The sequence below is a fragment of the Vreelandella maris genome, from assembly GCF_013371085.1.
Lineage (GTDB): Bacteria > Pseudomonadota > Gammaproteobacteria > Pseudomonadales > Halomonadaceae > Vreelandella > Vreelandella maris.
The window spans coordinates 118011-131327 of record NZ_JABWCV010000001.1 but is presented as its reverse complement, the minus strand read 5'-3'; the positions used below and the strand labels follow the sequence as shown (position 1 = coordinate 131327).

Here is a 13317-nt window from a genome sequence, read left to right as displayed (position 1 = left end):
CCCTTTATAAGGGTCGGCGTTTTTATTACGCTATTTTAATCACCTAGCCTGCCTCAGCATCGCGTTAACACAGCGCCGCTCGGCGGGCAGGCCGATCACCCATTCGCGTTAAGCGCTGCGTGAGTGCCGCTAATTGCACAGCGCTGCCTTGGGTGCCCGCCTGAACAATATCGTGGGCCCAGGCAGGTAATTGAGAGGCAAGGCGGTAATAGACCCACTGCCCCTCGCGCTGATCGCTAAGCAACCCACATTGACGTAACTGAGCCAAGTGCCGTGATACTTTGGGCTGCGATTCCTGCAGCGCATGGGTCATTTCACACACGCACAGCTCCTGCTCTTGAGCAATTAGCAGCACCAGCATCAAACGCGTTTCATCGCTTAAACACTTAAATACTTGCAGCGCCTGGGGCGCAGTCACGTTGCCCACCATAAACTTCCTAAACTAATAGATTATCAATGTAGTTTACGTCACTAAATCGGTTGACGGTAAGCACCGATAGTTCTAATGGCGAACCAGCTCACACGCCAGACACAACAAAACCGCCTGTGCATTAGCTGGCAATGGGTATAGCAAAGGAGAAAAGGAAACACTAGAAATGAACGCTTTCAGTCAACGCAGAGAAAACTAGGCGCTAATGAAAAGCAAATAAGCAGGGGGAATTAATTGGCTCCTCGAGCAGGACTCGAACCTGCGACCCAATGATTAACAGTCATTTGCTCTACCAACTGAGCTATCGAGGAATCATGCACTACCAAAACGGCAAACCGTAAAAAGGCAGTTAAAAGAGACTAACGGTATTACAACTTGGCTCCTCGAGCAGGACTCGAACCTGCGACCCAATGATTAACAGTCATTTGCTCTACCAACTGAGCTATCGAGGAACATCATAAGTTGTCGTGTTTTAAGCAAAGCCCTTCGCCTTAAAGCGGTAGCGAAGATTGGCTCCTCGAGCAGGACTCGAACCTGCGACCCAATGATTAACAGTCATTTGCTCTACCAACTGAGCTATCGAGGAACTGCTCAAACACGGTGCGTAGTATACCCATTGAAATGTGATGGTCAAGTATCGATTATGGCCGAATGCTAGCCCCAGGTTTCTTGTGCCCGTATAATGGGGATATCCAAAAGTGGCATGGCCCACTATCCGACACTCCATTCATCCTCGTCCCTTGACGACTCATAGATGACAGGTACCGATGGCGAAGAAGCTCTTCATCAAAACGCACGGCTGCCAAATGAACGAGTACGACTCCTCCCGCATGGCGGATCTACTCGGCGAATCTCACCAGCTCGAACTCACTGATAATGAGCGTGAAGCCGATGTCATTCTGTTAAACACCTGCTCGATTCGCGAGAAAGCGCAGGAGAAAGTTTTTCATCAGCTGGGCCGCTGGAAAAAACTTAAAGATGCCAACCCCGATCTAGTGATTGGCGTAGGTGGCTGCGTGGCCAGCCAAGAAGGCGAAGCCATTCGCAAGCGCGCACCGCATGTGGACATGGTATTTGGGCCACAAACCCTCCACCGCGTTCCTTCGATGCTGGATGCCCGCAGCAATAATCAGATTGCCGCTGTGGATGTCACTTTTCCTGAAATTGAAAAGTTTGACCATCTGCCCAAGCCCTCCTCCGATGGCGCCACTGCATTCGTATCGATCATGGAAGGCTGCTCCAAGTACTGCACCTTCTGCGTGGTTCCTTACACCCGTGGCGAAGAAGTTTCACGCCCCTTTGAAGCAGTTATGGATGAAGTCATCCACCTTTCCGATCAGGGCGTGCGTGAGATCAATCTGCTGGGCCAAAACGTGAATGCCTATCGCGGTGAGAATCAGCTTGGCGACGAGATCGACCTGGCCGAGCTGATTGCCTGTGTGGCGGCTGTAGACGGGATCGATCGCGTGCGCTTTACCACCTCGCACCCGGTTGAGTTTACCGACAGCCTTGTGGACGCCTTCGCGGATATCCCCGAGCTGGTGAGCCACCTACACCTGCCGGTACAGTCGGGTTCAGACCGCATTCTTAACGCCATGAAGCGTGGCCACACGGCGGCGGAGTACATCGAAAAGATGGAGCGTATCCGCGCCAACCGCCCAGACATCAGCTTCTCTTCAGACTTCATTATCGGTTTCCCCGGCGAAACGGAAGAAGATTTTGAAGCGACGATGAACCTGATTCACCAGATTGGCTTCGACCACTCGTTCAGCTTTGTTTACTCCGCCCGCCCCGGCACACCTGCTTCTGGCCTGCCGGATGAAACACCGGAAAGCGTGAAAAAGCAGCGCCTGGCAATTCTGCAGGAGCGGATCATTCAGCAAACCGCGCAAATTAGCCGCCGTATGGTGGGCAGCACGCAGCGTGTACTGGTTAACGGCTTTTCGCCCCGCGACCCCGGCCAACTCTCAGGGCGTACCGAGAACAACCGCGTGGTGAACTTCCGTGCCGCCAACCCCACCGAGCTAATCGGCTACTTTGTCGATGTGGAGATCACCGAGGCCTTCCCCAATTCGCTGCGCGGCGAACTGGCCTCACCCGAGCGCTATTAAACGTTCACTTAGCACCGCCATTAACACAGGTCATTGCCCCGCTTCAGGCGGGGCAGTAAGCTGAACGATACACACACTAACGAGGGGTTCCCCACTCTTGAGCCAGCCAACACCTCAGGCCAATCGCATCATCACCTTAAGCCTTGAACCCAATGATCCGCAGCGCCTTGCTAGCCTTTGCGGCCAGCAGGACGAGCATTTGAAGCTGATTGAAAGCCGCCTGGACGTGACGCTGCGCAACCGAGGCAATGTGTTCCAACTGGCGGGCCCCGCCAATCGCATTAAAGCAGCGGCAAACGTACTGGAACATCTCTACCGCGAAACGGCATCCAGCGAACTTGAAGCCGATACCGTCCACCTGTTCCTACAGGAATCAGGGCTAGAAGCGATAGAAGATGAAGAAGATGGTAGCGGCAACAGCGACGAAGTGATCATGCGCACGCCGCGCACCATGATCAAACCGCGTGGCCTTAATCAGCAGCGCTATGTGTCCAGCATCCGCGAACACGATATCAATTTTGGTGTTGGCCCGGCGGGCACAGGCAAAACCTATCTAGCGGTCGCTGCGGCGGTTGAAGCGCTCAATCAACAGGAAGTACGCCGCATTCTGCTTGTGCGCCCTGCCGTCGAAGCGGGTGAGAAGCTTGGCTTTCTACCTGGTGACCTGGCCCAGAAAATCGACCCCTACTTGCGTCCTCTTTATGACGCTCTGTACGAGATGATCGGTTTTGAACAGGTGGCCAAACTGATTGAACGTCAGGTAATTGAGATCGCCCCGCTGGCCTACATGCGTGGCCGCACGCTTAATAATTCCTATATCATTCTGGATGAGAGCCAGAACACTACGCCAGAACAGATGAAAATGTTCCTGACCCGGATTGGTTTTGGTTCTACCGCCGTCATTACCGGCGATGTGACCCAGGTCGATTTACCCAAGGGGCAGCGTTCAGGGCTGATTCAGGTGCTCGACGTATTGAAAGACACCCCAGGCATTGGCGTTACCCACTTTGCCGCCAAGGATGTGGTTCGCCACCCGTTGGTTCAGCGCATTATCGAAGCCTACGACATGTTCGAGTCTCAGCAAGAAGTGGAAGAGCGTGCCCGCCGTGAAGTGCGCCAGCAAGAACGTGATGCCCGCATGCAAACGCGAGAAGGCTCCTGGGATAGCTCGCGATGAACGAGCCTACGATTGATGAGCTAATAATTGATCGTCAGGCAGCGATCAACGAACCCCTGCTACCCTCTCTGACACAGCTCACCCACTGGGTGGGCTGTGTTTTTGCGCACCACCCCGACGACCAACGTCGGGAAGTGACTATCCGCTTCGTGGATGAGAGAGAAAGTCAGACGCTTAACCGCGACTACCGGGGCAAAGACAAAACCACCAACGTGCTGTCGTTTCCCTTTGAGAGCCCGCCCGGGGTTGAATTACCGCTACTGGGTGATCTCGTGATTTGTCACGCCGTGGTGGCTCAGGAAGCTCGCGAGCAGCGTAAACCGCTTGAGCATCACTATGCTCATATGGTCGTGCATGGCATCTTGCATTTAATGGGCTACGATCATATTGATGATCAGGAAGCAGAAGAAATGGAGCAGTTCGAGCGCGAACTATTGGCTGAGCTGCACATTCCCGACCCATATGCTGACACTACCTCCGATGGCATTAATGGCTAAACGCTTTGGGTTTTTATTATTTGATAGTGGGTGCGTTAATTCAGGTAACAACGAATCTGGTACTATCCCCCGCATCGGTGATAAAACAGCCACCTGACAACGCCGTAAATAAGATAGCAACTGTCTGCCCGCAAACGAGAGAATTGACGCATGAGCGAAGACCGATCGAGCAACCCCAATCAAAAATCCTGGCTCGAGAAAATCTTTGGCGCCCTTTCCGGAGACAATGACGAACCCAGCTCACGTGATGAGCTGATGACGTTTTTACGCCATACCGCAGGAAAACTAAAGCTGGACCAAGACGCCATCATGATCATCGAAGGCGCGCTTGAAATCAGCGACCAGCAAGTACGCGAAGTGCTGATACCGCGTTCCCAGGTGTCCGCCATCGCGCTGGATCAAACCAGCGACGGCTACCTACCACTCATTCAGGAAACCGGCCACTCCCGCTACCCGGTGATTGGTGAAAACCTGGATGATGTGAAAGGTATTCTGCTGGTAAAGGATCTGTTACCGCTACTCTCCCAAACGCAGGCTCAGCGTGACGCTTTCAAGCTTGATGATATCTTGCGACCGGCGATGTTTATTCCTGAGTCAAAACGCCTTAACAGCCTGCTCAAAGAGTTTCGTGATACCCATAATCACATGGCCATCGTCGTTGACGAATATGGCGGTACTGCGGGCATTATCACCATTGAGGATATCCTTGAGCAGATTGTCGGCGACATCGAAGATGAACACGATACCGACGAAGAGGATGATATCCGCGAGATCGAAAATGGCCGTTTTGCCATTCGCGCCCTAACCCCCATCGAAGACTTCAACGAACGCTTTGACACTGAGTTCTCCGACGATGAGTTCGATACTGTTGGCGGCCTGGTAATGCAACAGTTCGGCCATCTGCCTCGGCGCGGAGAACATACCATTCTTGGTGGCTGGCGATTTGTGATCCTCAATGCTGACACCCGGCGCATTCGTCTACTCGAAGCCTACCGTGACACGCGTCGTGATGACGAAGAAGACGATGACCAGGAGAACAAGCCAGCCTAGTCGCTGATCGTCACTCTGCTCTCTATCCGCTTTCTCGCAATTTACCGACGATAGGTCATCGCTATGGGTTTCCCCCCCGCGTTTTTGTTACAGCTGCTTGCCGCCCTGGTTGCTGGTGGATTCACCACCCTAACGGCCTCACCGTTTGAACTGTGGTGGCTTGGCCCGGTGGCGATTGGTTTACTTTACACGGGCCTGCACACGTTAACCCCCGCCCAGGCGGCTCTAAAGGGGTGGCTATATGGCGTGGCGCTCTTCGCCAGCGGCACTTCGTGGGTGTATGTCTCTATTCACGATTATGGCTATACCGGTGTACCACTGGCCGTTTTCCTAACTGTGCTGTTCGTGACGATTTTGGCGCTGTTTTTTGCCGGCACCTTCTGGCTCTATCGCCGCTTCACATCCGCTCGGCTCGCGTTTATCAGCTTTGCGGGCGCCTGGGTATTGGGCGAGGTGCTACGTACCTACCTGTTTACCGGCTTTCCCTGGCTGCTGCTGGGCTCTGGCTATGTCGATTCACCACTAGCCGCCTGGGCGCCCGTTGGGGGCGTCTACCTGCTTTCTCTATTAGTAGCACTTAGCGGTGCGCTTGGTGCTGAACTACTGCTGCGCCGTCGGTGGTGGGCACTCGCGCCACTGGCAGCTATTTGGCTAGTCCCGCTGGCATTGCCTCAGCAGTGGACCACGCCAGCAGACGAGCCCACCCGTGTCGCCCTGTTACAAGGTAATCTGCCGCAGCTATTGAAGTGGACCCCTGAAGGGCAACGGGAGGCCGCTAACACCTACAGCGAACTGACTCGCGAAGTTGCCGACGACGTTGACCTGATCATCTGGCCAGAAACCGCCCTGCCAATGATGGAGACCCAGGCCCGACCGGTGCTGGAACGGGTGCAAGCGAACCTGCCGCCCGATGTCGCCCTACTCACCGGCATCGTGCAGCGCGACGAACAGGAGCGATATTTCAATAGCGTGATTGGCGTAGGCGACGTAGAAGGCAGCTACCAGAAAGAGCACTTAGTGCCTTTTGGTGAGTACTTGCCGCTGGAAAGCGTACTCCGCGGGGCGATCGATTTCTTTGACCTTCCAATGTCGACCTTTATCAAAGGCGAGCACGAGCAAACACCCATGCAGGCCGCGGGGATAAATATCGGCAATGCGATCTGCTATGAGATTATTTACCCACAGCTGGTCGCCCGCCGCGCCCAAGACAGCGGTGTGATAATGACGGTCTCCAACGACACTTGGTTTGGTGCCTCAATCGGCCCCCACCAGCATTTGCAGATGGCTCGTCTGCGAGCGCTAGAGAATGGCCGCTATGTGGTCCGCGCTACCAGCAACGGTATTACGGCGATTATCGACCCCGAAGGCCATATCGTGGAGCGCGCCCCGCAGTTCGAAACCACACTGATAACCGGTGAGTTCTACGCCATGGAAGGTTTGACACCGTTTACCCGCACAGGCAGTTGGCCCGCTTGGCTGCTAGCAGGCTTGTTGCTTTTACCCGCCGTTGTTGCCGCACGCAGCAAACGTGACGTAAAAAGCTGATACGTAAAAAAGCTGATACATAGTACTCGCCCGTAGCAAAATGGCCCGCGTCCTTTGTAGGACGCGGGCCATTTCGTTGGTTCAAGCTAGCGCTATGGGGAAGTGAATGCCAATAGATTAGGCAGCGCTGTTTTTCAACGTCGCCATATCAATCACAAAGCGATAGCGTACATCGCCTTTTTCCATGCGCTCAAAGCCTTCATTGATGTTGTTGATATCCAACATCTCGATATCACAGGTAATGCCTTGGTCAGCACACAGCTTAAGCAGCTCTTCGGTCTCGGCAATGCCGCCAATCAGCGAACCGGCAACCACACGACGTTTGAAGACCAAGTTAAAGGCTTCAATGGCTGGCTCAATAGGTTCAAGCAAACCGACAATAATGTGCGTACCGTCGTACTTCAGCGACTTCAGGTAAGGGTTAAGGTCATGCTGTACGGGTACGGTGTCGAGCATAAAGTCGAAGGTTTCAGCCACGGCATCCATCTGCGCCTGGTCGCTGGAAACCACCACGTGGTCAGCACCGTTGCGCTTAGCTTCTTCAACCTTGGCATCTGAGCGGGTGAATACGGTGACTTCCGCACCCAACGCCTTAGCCAGTTTAACGCCCATATGGCCTAAGCCACCCATACCAATCACACCAACTTTATGGCCTTTACCGACGCCATGATGCTTGAGCGGTGAATAGGTCGTCACACCGGCACAAAGAATCGGCGCTGCTGAGGCTAGATCGATGCCATCAGGCATCTGCAGTACAAAGTGCTCACTCACTACGATGGAGTCGGAATAGCCACCCTGGGTTATGGTGCCATCTTGGCGGTCTTCACTGCCATAGGTCATGGTGAAGCCTTCCAGGCAGTACTGCTCTACGCCATCTTTACAAGCGGCACAGGTACGGCATGAATCCACCATGCAGCCAACACCGACTAAATCACCGGCTTTAAAACGTGAAACCTTATCGCCGACCGAGGTCACGCGGCCGACAATTTCATGGCCGGGGACGACAGGGTACTGGCTCATTCCCCAGTCATTGCGGGCAAAGTGAAGGTCGCTGTGGCACACGCCACAGTAGAGAATTTCAATCGCCACGTCGTCCGGGCGCGGCTGGCGACGGTCAAAACTGAACGGTGCTAACGGTTTGTCCGCAGCAAATGCTGCATAGGATTTGGCTTGGCTCATCGGTGGGGCTCCATCTTGACTTCGCAACTAGACTTAAAAGCTGTTTTTTTCAAAACCAACTTTCAAAATCAGCAGACATTTCCTCGCGTGCGAGGTATGCCGACAGTATTGGCCTAATCCGTAAGGATAGCGATGAACGAAGCTACGTCATTTTTGCCAATTACTCCGATAGCACGTAATAAAATAACGAAAAATAGCTTAAAATCGCTATGATTATGCAAAAGCCACCAGAAACCAGAGAGAACCCCATGGCCTCCACCGCTCAGGCTGGCAATGCGCTGGCTGCTGTTATTGCACCACTCATTAAAAGCGACGGTATCAGTCAAACGACTCTGCCCGGCGTATCGTTACTCTGTTTAAGCCGCCACCAAGTGCGTACGCCGCTTCTCTATGAACCAAGCCTGACCATTATTGCCCAGGGGCAAAAGATGGGGTATCTGGGCGATCGTGAAATCCACTACGACCCCGGCCACTATTTAGTTCAAACGCTGCCCATGCCGTTTGAGTGCGAAACTTACGGTTCACCGGAAGCCCCGCTGCTGGGCATATCAGTACGCCTGGACCCGGCGCTGTTGAGCGAAATGGTGACCGCCATGGGCGAGGCGGTACAACAGAACCAAACGCCACTGCCAATGGCATCGGTCGCCATGACCGAGGGTATGCAAGACGCCGTACAGCGTTTGGCGAACACACTGCATACGCCTGTTGAGTGCAAAACGATGGGCACAGCGCGTATTCGTGACGTGGTATTCGAGGCATTAAAGGGGGAGCAAGGCCAGGCGTTAAGGGCGTTGGTATTGGGGCATGGCAACTATTCGCGCATCGTGCAAGTACTTTCGAGGCTGCATGCCAATTTTGCTGAAGACTTTAGCATTGAACAGCTGGCAGCCCAGGCCAATATGAGTCCGTCGACATTTCACCAGCACTTCAAGCAGATTACCCGCGCGTCACCAGCTCAGTACTTAAAGCGGCTGCGCTTAATCAAAGCCCAGCAGTTACTTTTGCAGGACAACCACAACGTCAATCAGGCCGCTGCGGCGGTTGGCTACCGCAGCGTGCCTCAGTTTAGCCGCGATTATAAGCGCTATTTTGGCGAGCCTCCGCTTCAACATCGTCGACAGGAACAGGCGTTACGCGCTTAAAACGAAATTCAATGCAGGGCTTATTGAGCAAAATTTATTTGGCAAAGTCTATTTTGCAAAATTTATTTGGCAAAAACCTGGCTCATATCTTTGAACGCCTTGAACTCCAGGGCGTTTCCGCAAGGGTCGAGCAGGAACATCGTGGCCTGTTCGCCCACTTCGCCTTTGAAACGTACGTAAGGCTCAATCACAAACTGTGTATCCCGCGCTTTCAGTCGCTCGGCCAGGGCTTCCCACTCATCCCACTGCAAAATCACGCCGAAATGCGGTACTGGAACGTTGTGACCGTCCACGGGATTGGTATGAGCGCTCTCTTGCCCCGGCGTTTTAGGCTGCTCATGAATGACCAGTTGATGACCAAAGAAGTTAAAGTCGACCCACTGCTCACTGGAACGCCCCTCTTCCAGGCCAAAGACATCGTTATAAAACGCTCGCGCCAGTGCCACATCGTAAACAGGAATGGCTAAATGAAAGGGTGAAAGGCTCATCGTCATCTCCAACATAGGTGGGTGTTATTCAGACTCGGTGGCACTTTAAGCCACCACGGTGTATTCATCTTAGGGCGGCGCATGGGAAAATAAAATCAATAACTATTTGGCTGATTCACAAAAAGGATTTATCAATGATCCGTGAGCTAAAGACGCTGATCGCGGTTGCCCAGGAAGGCACCTTTGCCGCAGCGGGTAAAAAAATTGGCCTGACTCAAGCAGCGGTCAGTGCGCAGATGAAACGCCTTGAGGGAGAACTAGGCCTTGCCCTGTTTGAACGCAAAGGGCGTGCCGCCATATTGACCCAGCGAGGGCAAGAGACGTTGAAGCAAGCCCACGCCCTGCTAACGCTGTATAGCACGCTGGGCGTATCCATGTCAGGCCAGCCAGCCACACAACGGATCAATATCGGCGCCATCGCCTCCATCCAGCGCTCGCTACTGCCTGATGCACTCGCGCGCTTTCATCACGCTTATCACGATTGCTGTACCCACGTGGTACCGGGGCTTTCCATGGAACTGGTCAATCAGGTCGACGCTGGCGAACTGGATATGGCAGTGATAATTCGCCCGCCCTTTTCGCTACACAGTGATTTGCGCTGGACACCCCTAGCTCACGAGCCTTTTCGGTTAATCGTGCCACCGCATATCAACGGCGATCAATGGCGGGAACTGCTCTCCAACCAGCCGTTTATCCGCTACGACCGTGCCTCCTTTGGGGGCAGGCAGGTGGAGCGCTTCCTACGAGATAACCACTGCAATGTGCGTGAGGTGTGCGAAGTCGACGAACTGGAAGCGATCATTAAGCTGGTCGCCAAGGGGGTAGGCGTGGCCCTGGTGCCCGAGGCCATCGCCCACTCACGTTGGCCAGCCGGCGTGCGTGCGATTGATTTAGGCGAGCGTACCTTTCATCGTGATATAGGACTAATTCATCCTACCAGTGGTCATTTGAGCGAACCCGCCCGAGCGCTTGCGCAATTGATTGGCGAAACGGCACAACAACCTGATAATCGTGTTTAGCCCACCATTTAAGGCCACAGGAGTAAATGCATGAAACCAGAGAATCTGGAAAAGCTAGTCACCCGTACCATGCCCTTTGGCAAGTATGAGGGCCGCCTGATCGCCGACCTCCCCGGGCCCTATTTAAACTGGTTTGCCCGGGAAGGGTTTCCTTCTGGCGAGATTGGTGAGCTGCTGCATCTAATGCATGAAATCGATCACAACGGGCTTGGCCCGCTGCTTGACCCGCTGCGTAAAAAGCCTAGCCATCGTGGCGAAACTTAACGCTGGCAATCGTCGCGCTCGTTTATGGCGCGCTGAAACTCAGTCCGGTAAGCCGACTCGTGGAGGGTCGGGTCTTTGGGGAAACGACCTAAAGCGACAGCTAACTCAAAAAAGCCCGTAGCGGGTAACCCATCGCCCCGGCGGCTGACGACTAAGGCGGCGATAAAAGGTGTTTGTTGCGCGGCGTCTTCACGCATTAACTGCTCAAGCGCTTGGGTAACTTGCCCAATGGTGCGTGGCGGCGTCAGCCCCAGCTCGGTGGCCACCTGCTTGTAGGTCATTGGCAGGGCTTCTTGCGGTGCGCTGAGAAGCAACTGACGTAAAGCGGTTACGTGATCGGTCATGTATATCCTATCGTCAGGTATTAAACGTTCAGATTGCCAATTGGCGTTGTATTTGTGCTAAGAATAGCTGGAAAGGATAGCTCAAAAGAATCGCTGAATACGATGTGGCAAGGAGAGAACATGGCAATGCAACTGAAAGCGTCACACCCACGCGGTGGCCGCTGGCCAGGTATACTGGCAGGTTTAGCCATTCTGCTGCTTGTAGCGGCGGTACTGATGATGGCGGGTGCTGGCCCGGCTTATCGGGGCGAACTTATCAGCCTGGGCGAGGCGTTTAACTTACTACGTAACGGCGTCTATGCCGCTGGTGGAGCGGTGGCAGTCAGTATCATTACGCTGCTGCTGAGCATGCTGGCTCGTCGCTTCACATCAGCCTTGATGGCCTCGCTGGTCATTATCGCTGCGGCGGCGCTGCTTTTTGTGCCTTGGCAGCACTGGCAACGTGCTCAAGAGGTACCGGCCATTCACGACATCACCACCGACACCCAGAATCCACCTGCTTTTGAAGCCTTAGCCAACGCACGGCGTGCTGCCCCTAACGCGGTCGATTACCCTGGTGAGGCAACCGCCCAGCAACAGCGAGCAGCCTACCCTCACATCAAGCCGATAATCGTAGATGACTCTCCGCAAACCGTACTGGCAGCTGCCCAAGCAGCGGCGGAAGAGTCTGGCTGGCGTATCGCCAGAATTACCGACAATCACATAGAGGCCACCGCAACCACGCGCTGGTTTGGCTTTGAGGATGACGTGGTTATTCGCTTAACCGAGCTGGACAATGGTGTACAGGTCGATATGCGCTCGGCATCACGCCTGGGCGCAAGCGATGTGGGCACCAATGCAGCACGTATTGAAGAATTTTTAAGTGCGCTGGAAGCACGGCTCGAATAACGGCTCTACTTCTTTTCCAGCCCCCTTATCAGCCGCCGTTTTTAATGTAAGGAGTCCTGCCTGTTGCCAGCTTCACGCGCTAAAATTTGCTCCGCGTCCAGGGTGGCGATGGGTACCTGGTGCTGGACTGGAATATCGCCGCTCAATTGAAGCGCTTGGTAACGCAGGGCGCAAACGCGTAAAAACGAGGTGAAGTTTCCCAAATCGTGCCCAGCATCGATCGATTCATGATACAGCCGAGTAATCATTTGGGCGGTATTCATTCCATCTCGCTGGGCGATCTCTTCGAGAATGTGCCAGAAGTAGTTTTCCATCCGCACACTGGTGACCATGCCATCGATACGCAGCGAGTGCGTCGCACTGCGCCACAGCTCGGGGTTAGCTTGAATAAAGAGTTTACACATGGGCGTTGCCTCTTCGAGTAGTCCACTCAGGCTCACGCTATCAATATAGTGGGCAATAGCGCAGAACGCCCGGCAAAAGCCGGGCGCAAAGGTAATTATGATAGTGCGGCTAGCTTTACTTATTTAACAATGCCATAAATTGCGCCAGCCATGCCGGGTGGGCAGGCCACGCGGGGGCGGTGACCAGGTTGCCATCGGTCACCGCATCAGTCACTTCCAAATTGGCGAAGTGACCACCGGCAAGTTCTACCTCCGGTTGGCAGGCCGGGTAAGCGGAGCACTGCCGGCCCTCAAGCACTTTTGCAGCTGCCAATAGCTGCGCACCATGGCAGATGGCCGCCACGGGCTTGTTGGTCTCGAAAAAGTGCTGAACCATCGTCAGGACTTCCTTGTTGAGACGAAGGTATTCCGGTGCGCGGCCACCTGGTACCACCAGGGCATCGTAATCGGCAGGGTTAGTGCTGGCGAAATCAGCATTCAGTGCGAAGCGGTGCCCAGGCTTTTCAGAATAGGTTTGATCACCTTCAAAGTCATGAATCGCGGTTGCCACAGTATCGCCCGAGGCTTTACCAGGGCAGACAGCATCTACTTGGTGGCCGACGGCCATAAGTGCCTGAAACGGCACCATGGTTTCATAGTCTTCAGTGAAATCGCCGGTGATCATTAAAATGCGCTTGCTGCTCATCTCAGTACTCCTTTTACCTATTTATCTTATGGTTGTTGATCGAGTGTGTGAGCACACGCGAGGCGTGTAAGATGAGACTAGCAAGCGCTTTCCA

General features: G+C 54.1%; 15 protein-coding genes and 3 tRNA genes. 9 read left to right on the top strand and 9 right to left on the bottom strand.

From position 1 onward, the window contains the following. Positions 1-64 precede the first annotated feature (64 nt). From HUO07_RS00600 to HUO07_RS00585, 4 genes are all read right to left on the bottom strand, one after another. Positions 65-430, bottom strand: coding sequence for a metalloregulator ArsR/SmtB family transcription factor (locus HUO07_RS00600; protein WP_008957347.1), 366 nt, complete (start codon positions 428-430; stop codon positions 65-67). 235 nt (positions 431-665) lie between these two features. Continuing rightward, positions 666-741, bottom strand: a tRNA-Asn gene (locus HUO07_RS00595). A gap of 65 nt (positions 742-806) precedes the next feature. Then, a tRNA-Asn gene (locus tag HUO07_RS00590) sits at positions 807-882 on the bottom strand. A 58-nt stretch (positions 883-940) separates the two neighbouring features. Further along, positions 941-1016 (bottom strand) — tRNA-Asn (locus HUO07_RS00585). 181 nt (positions 1017-1197) lie between these two features. Between HUO07_RS00585 and miaB the strand changes: the two genes are divergently transcribed. The 5 genes from miaB to lnt all read left to right on the top strand — a co-directional run bounded on the left by miaB (position 1198) and on the right by lnt (position 6810). Further along, on the top strand, positions 1198-2541 hold the full coding sequence (miaB, locus tag HUO07_RS00580; RefSeq protein WP_176301940.1) for a tRNA (N6-isopentenyl adenosine(37)-C2)-methylthiotransferase MiaB: 1344 nt from the start codon (positions 1198-1200) through the stop codon (positions 2539-2541). Positions 2542-2638: 97 nt separating this feature from the next. Beyond that, complete coding sequence (locus tag HUO07_RS00575) at positions 2639-3718, top strand: PhoH family protein (protein WP_176301939.1); 1080 nt, start codon at positions 2639-2641, stop codon at positions 3716-3718. After that, positions 3715-4215: an rRNA maturation RNase YbeY gene (gene ybeY / locus HUO07_RS00570; RefSeq protein WP_176301938.1), complete on the top strand. Its 501-nt coding sequence runs from the start codon at positions 3715-3717 to the stop codon at positions 4213-4215. The genes HUO07_RS00575 and ybeY overlap by 4 nt, the downstream gene beginning before the upstream one ends. Positions 4216-4365: 150 nt before the next feature. After that, positions 4366-5265 carry an HlyC/CorC family transporter gene (locus HUO07_RS00565; RefSeq protein WP_101145639.1) on the top strand — a complete coding sequence of 300 codons (900 nt, stop codon included), beginning with the start codon at positions 4366-4368 and terminating at the stop codon, positions 5263-5265. A gap of 63 nt (positions 5266-5328) precedes the next feature. Next, positions 5329-6810, top strand: a complete 1482-nt coding sequence (gene lnt, locus HUO07_RS00560; RefSeq protein ID WP_176301937.1) for an apolipoprotein N-acyltransferase — start codon at positions 5329-5331, stop codon at positions 6808-6810. Positions 6811-6927: 117 nt separating this feature from the next. Here lnt and HUO07_RS00555 read toward each other — a convergent pair whose 3' ends face one another. After that, on the bottom strand, positions 6928-7989 hold the full coding sequence (locus HUO07_RS00555) for an NAD(P)-dependent alcohol dehydrogenase (RefSeq protein WP_176301936.1): 1062 nt from the start codon (positions 7987-7989) through the stop codon (positions 6928-6930). A gap of 248 nt (positions 7990-8237) precedes the next feature. Between HUO07_RS00555 and HUO07_RS00550 the strand changes: the two genes are divergently transcribed. Next, a complete protein-coding gene (locus HUO07_RS00550; RefSeq protein ID WP_176301935.1) occupies positions 8238-9131 on the top strand; it encodes an AraC family transcriptional regulator in 894 nt (297 codons plus the stop codon). 62 nt (positions 9132-9193) lie between these two features. Here the strand turns inward: HUO07_RS00550 and HUO07_RS00545 are convergent, their stop codons facing one another. Next, on the bottom strand, positions 9194-9619 hold the full coding sequence (locus HUO07_RS00545) for a VOC family protein (RefSeq protein WP_176301934.1): 426 nt from the start codon (positions 9617-9619) through the stop codon (positions 9194-9196). 134 nt (positions 9620-9753) lie between these two features. On the opposite strand from HUO07_RS00545, the gene HUO07_RS00540 reads away from it, so the two are divergent. After that, positions 9754-10638, top strand: coding sequence for a LysR family transcriptional regulator (locus HUO07_RS00540; RefSeq protein WP_176301933.1), 885 nt, complete (start codon positions 9754-9756; stop codon positions 10636-10638). A gap of 30 nt (positions 10639-10668) precedes the next feature. Then, positions 10669-10902, top strand: a complete 234-nt coding sequence (locus HUO07_RS00535; protein ID WP_176301932.1) for a DUF3820 family protein — start codon at positions 10669-10671, stop codon at positions 10900-10902. Here HUO07_RS00535 and HUO07_RS00530 read toward each other — a convergent pair. Beyond that, entirely contained in the window at positions 10899-11246 is a 348-nt protein-coding gene (locus HUO07_RS00530) for a hypothetical protein (protein ID WP_176301931.1), read from the bottom strand. The two genes, HUO07_RS00535 and HUO07_RS00530, sit on opposite strands and share 4 nt — an antisense overlap. A gap of 120 nt (positions 11247-11366) precedes the next feature. On the opposite strand from HUO07_RS00530, the gene HUO07_RS00525 reads away from it, so the two are divergent. Continuing rightward, the gene (locus HUO07_RS00525; protein ID WP_176301930.1) at positions 11367-12134 is read left to right on the top strand and encodes a DUF1499 domain-containing protein; all 768 of its coding nucleotides are present in this window, start codon (positions 11367-11369) and stop codon (positions 12132-12134) included. A gap of 41 nt (positions 12135-12175) precedes the next feature. Here HUO07_RS00525 and HUO07_RS00520 read toward each other — a convergent pair whose 3' ends face one another. Both HUO07_RS00520 and HUO07_RS00515 read right to left on the bottom strand, forming a co-directional pair. Then, a complete protein-coding gene (locus tag HUO07_RS00520; RefSeq protein WP_008957361.1) occupies positions 12176-12538 on the bottom strand; it encodes a ribbon-helix-helix domain-containing protein in 363 nt (120 codons plus the stop codon). A gap of 115 nt (positions 12539-12653) precedes the next feature. After that, positions 12654-13223, bottom strand: a complete 570-nt coding sequence (locus HUO07_RS00515) for a DJ-1/PfpI family protein (protein WP_008957362.1) — start codon at positions 13221-13223, stop codon at positions 12654-12656. Positions 13224-13317 lie beyond the last annotated feature (94 nt).

Bases quoted from the DNA above. Each gene is read 5' to 3' on its own strand.
- HUO07_RS00600 (WP_008957347.1), bottom strand. From the start codon at position 430: ATGGTGGGCAACGTGACTGCGCCCCAGGCGCTGCAAGTATTTAAGTGT.
- miaB (WP_176301940.1), top strand. From the start codon at position 1,198: ATGGCGAAGAAGCTCTTCATCAAAACGCACGGCTGCCAAATGAACGAG.
- ybeY (WP_176301938.1), top strand. From the start codon at position 3,715: ATGAACGAGCCTACGATTGATGAGCTAATAATTGATCGTCAGGCAGCG.
- HUO07_RS00565 (WP_101145639.1), top strand. From the start codon at position 4,366: ATGAGCGAAGACCGATCGAGCAACCCCAATCAAAAATCCTGGCTCGAG.
- lnt (WP_176301937.1), top strand. From the start codon at position 5,329: ATGGGTTTCCCCCCCGCGTTTTTGTTACAGCTGCTTGCCGCCCTGGTT.
- HUO07_RS00555 (WP_176301936.1), bottom strand. From the start codon at position 7,989: ATGAGCCAAGCCAAATCCTATGCAGCATTTGCTGCGGACAAACCGTTA.
- HUO07_RS00550 (WP_176301935.1), top strand. From the start codon at position 8,238: ATGGCCTCCACCGCTCAGGCTGGCAATGCGCTGGCTGCTGTTATTGCA.
- HUO07_RS00545 (WP_176301934.1), bottom strand. From the start codon at position 9,619: ATGAGCCTTTCACCCTTTCATTTAGCCATTCCTGTTTACGATGTGGCA.
- HUO07_RS00540 (WP_176301933.1), top strand. From the start codon at position 9,754: ATGATCCGTGAGCTAAAGACGCTGATCGCGGTTGCCCAGGAAGGCACC.
- HUO07_RS00535 (WP_176301932.1), top strand. From the start codon at position 10,669: ATGAAACCAGAGAATCTGGAAAAGCTAGTCACCCGTACCATGCCCTTT.
- HUO07_RS00530 (WP_176301931.1), bottom strand. From the start codon at position 11,246: ATGACCGATCACGTAACCGCTTTACGTCAGTTGCTTCTCAGCGCACCG.
- HUO07_RS00525 (WP_176301930.1), top strand. From the start codon at position 11,367: ATGGCAATGCAACTGAAAGCGTCACACCCACGCGGTGGCCGCTGGCCA.
- HUO07_RS00520 (WP_008957361.1), bottom strand. From the start codon at position 12,538: ATGTGTAAACTCTTTATTCAAGCTAACCCCGAGCTGTGGCGCAGTGCG.
- HUO07_RS00515 (WP_008957362.1), bottom strand. From the start codon at position 13,223: ATGAGCAGCAAGCGCATTTTAATGATCACCGGCGATTTCACTGAAGAC.